3 protein-coding genes are annotated in these 2,851 nt (G+C 60.8%); all 3 read right to left on the bottom strand.

Annotation, left to right across the window (positions count from 1 at the left end):
• The coding region (gene pgmG, locus ACEW8G_RS00515) for a phosphoglucomutase/phosphomannomutase PgmG (RefSeq protein ID WP_373486498.1) at positions 1-1,358 on the bottom strand (1,358 nt) is incomplete at its 3' end.
• 80 nt (positions 1,359-1,438) lie between these two features.
• Positions 1,439-2,572 carry a non-hydrolyzing UDP-N-acetylglucosamine 2-epimerase gene (gene wecB, locus ACEW8G_RS00510; protein WP_373486497.1) on the bottom strand — a complete coding sequence of 378 codons (1,134 nt, stop codon included), beginning with the start codon at positions 2,570-2,572 and terminating at the stop codon, positions 1,439-1,441.
• A gap of 31 nt (positions 2,573-2,603) precedes the next feature.
• Positions 2,604-2,851: UDP binding domain-containing protein (locus tag ACEW8G_RS00505; RefSeq protein ID WP_373486496.1), on the bottom strand; the 248-nt coding region annotated here is incomplete at its 5' end.

The following is a 2,851-nucleotide window of genomic DNA, read 5'->3' as shown; positions in this document are numbered from 1 at the left end:
AGCCCTGATGCGGCCAGTTGCTCATCGATCTGCGTCATCAGCCGTGCAAGGCCTTCTTCACTCTTTGCCTCGGCGCGAGCGACGAGCACATCCTGCGTGTTCGATGCCCGCAGCAGCCACCAGCCGTCGTCGGTGTTGACGCGTGCACCGTCGGTGGCGTTGACATCCGCGCCGCTGGCGGAAAGCCGCGCGAGCACTTCGTCGATCACGGCGAATTTGCGCGTTTCATCGACCTGAAAGCGCATTTCAGGGGTGTTGATCATCGGTGCCATCGCGCTGCGCAATTCGGTCACGCTGCGGCCCAGCAAAGTCTGCGCCTCGATCAGCCGGACAGCGGCATAAAGTGCATCGTCAAAGCCATAATAACGGTGCTTGAAAAACACATGCCCGCTCATCTCGCCAGCGAGTGGTGCGCCGGTTTCCTTCATCTTTTGCTTGATCAGGCTGTGCCCTGTTTTCCACATCATCGGAGTGCCACCGAGTTCGGACACACGGTCAAACAGCGCCTGGCTGGCCTTCACATCGGCGATGATCGTCGCTCCCGGCACATCTTTCAGCACCGATTCGGCGTAAATTGTCAGCAGCTGATCGCCCCAGATGACGCGGCCTTCGCCGTCAATCGCTCCGATGCGGTCGCCATCGCCATCGAACGCCACTCCAAAATCGAGCGACTTCTCCGCCACCAGCGCCTTCAGGTCGCTAAGGTTCTTTTCTTCGGTGGGGTCAGGATGATGATTGGGAAAATTGCCATCAACATCAGTGAACAGCGTAAAGTGCTCGCCGGGAAGCTTCTTGACGAGCGCTTCCACCGCAGGGCCGGCGGCGCCATTGCCACAGTCCCAGCCCACCCGGCACGCGGCACCCTTGAAGTCCTCAACCAGCCGGTCAACGTATTGATCGAGCATCTCGATGCGGCGGACGCTGCCGGTGCCGCTGTCCCAGTCACCGCGCGCAGCCATGTCACCCAAGGTGCGGATGTCCGCGCCAAAAAACGGCCCGCCTTTGAAGACCATCTTGAAGCCGTTATAGTTGGAGGGGTTATGGCTGCCAGTTATCTGAATGCCGCCATCCGCCTGTTCTAATGCTGCTTCGGCATAATACAGCATGGGGGTGGGTCCCATCCCGATGCTGATCGCATCGACGCCGCTGTCGTTCAGGCCGCGAATGAGTGCGTCTTCGAGCATTGGCGAGCTGATCCTGCCATCATAGCCAACGACAGCACATTTGCCCCCGGCGCGTGCAAGCAGGGTCGCAAAACCCCGGCCGATGGCATAGGCATCGGCATCGCTCAACGTCTCCCCAATGATCCCGCGAATGTCATATTCGCGAAGCGTCGTAGGGTGAAATTCGTGGGTCATGGTCAACTTCCAGGAGAAAACGTGTTGCGCACCTGGCACCCCACTATCGGGAAAGATTTAGGTGTTCAACGCTGTTATGGTCACGGCCGGTCGGTAAACCACTTTGAGATAATGACAGCAATCCGCCCGGCACTGTGGCCATCGCCAAAGGGGTTATGTGCCTGTGCCATCGCGGCATAGGCAACTGCGTCATCCAGCAACGCGCTGGCCTCTGAAACGATCCGATTTTTATCGGTGCCGACCAGCCTTGCCGTTCCCGCTGCCACACCCTCGGGCCGCTCGGTGGTGTCGCGCATCACCAGCACCGGCTTGCCCAGCGCGGGGGCCTCTTCCTGCACCCCGCCACTGTCGGTCAGCATCAGGTCGGCGATCTGCAACAGGCGGGTAAAATTGAGGTAATCGAGCGGTTCGAGTAGCGCAACATTGGCCAGATCACCCAGCACTGGCATGATCGCGCTGCGCACTTGCGGATTGAGGTGTACCGGGAAGATGATGGCGACATCGTCGCGTGCGGCCAAGGTGCGGATGGCGTCGGCAATGTCCGCCATGCCAGAGCCGAAATTCTCGCGGCGGTGGGTAGTCACCCCGATGATCCGCTTGCCCGCGAAGCGCGCTTCTAGCGGCGCGATTATGTTGGCGCGTTCGGGCGCGTGCCGCAGCTTGTCGGTCACCCAGTGCAGCGCATCGACAACAGTGTTGCCGGTGACAAAGATATGCGCATCGGGCACGGCTTCGCGGCGCAATGCGACCGCCGCCGTTTCGGTCGGGGCGAAATGCAGGTCGGCCATGGAACCGATGATCTTGCGGTTCACCTCTTCGGGCCAGGGGTGATAAATATTACCGCTGCGCAAGCCAGCCTCAACATGCGCCACCGGCAGCTTGCGATAATACGCGGCGAGCGCACCACACATTGCGGTCGCGGTGTCACCCTGTACGATCACCATGTCGGGCTGTTCATGGTCAAGCACCGAGCCGATCCCGGTCAGCAGCCGGGCGCTGATCTCGTCGAGGCTTTGACCCGGCTGCATCAGCGCGAGATCATGATCGGGCACCAGCCCCGCGATATCGAGCACCTGATCGAGCATCTCGCGGTGCTGGCCGGTGACCAGCACGACAGGATCGACCCCGTTGGTCTGCCGTATCGCGGTGACGACCGGGAACAGCTTGATTGCCTCTGGCCGGGTGCCGAAAATGACCATGATGCGTTTTGCCATCCGCTCAATCACCCTTGCCAGACAGTGCCGTTTATCGTCCGATACTCACATAAGTGAGGCCCGCTGCCTTTGCCTGCTCGGGCAGATAAATGTTGCGCAGATCGACCAGCACCTTGCTGCGCAGCGCCTCTGCCACGCGCGGCAGGTTGAGCGCACGGAACACGTCCCATTCGGTGACGATCACCGCCGCATCAGCCCCCTCAAGCGCCTGGTAGGTGCCTTCAGCCATAGTGACGCCGGGCATCAGATCGGCGGCGGCCTTCATTCCTTCGGGATCAT

Origin of the sequence: Blastomonas sp., assembly GCF_041747255.1 — a bacterium.
GTDB lineage: Bacteria > Pseudomonadota > Alphaproteobacteria > Sphingomonadales > Sphingomonadaceae > Blastomonas.
Note: the sequence above shows the minus strand (reverse complement) of the source record. Positions and strands in the feature narration are given on the sequence as shown.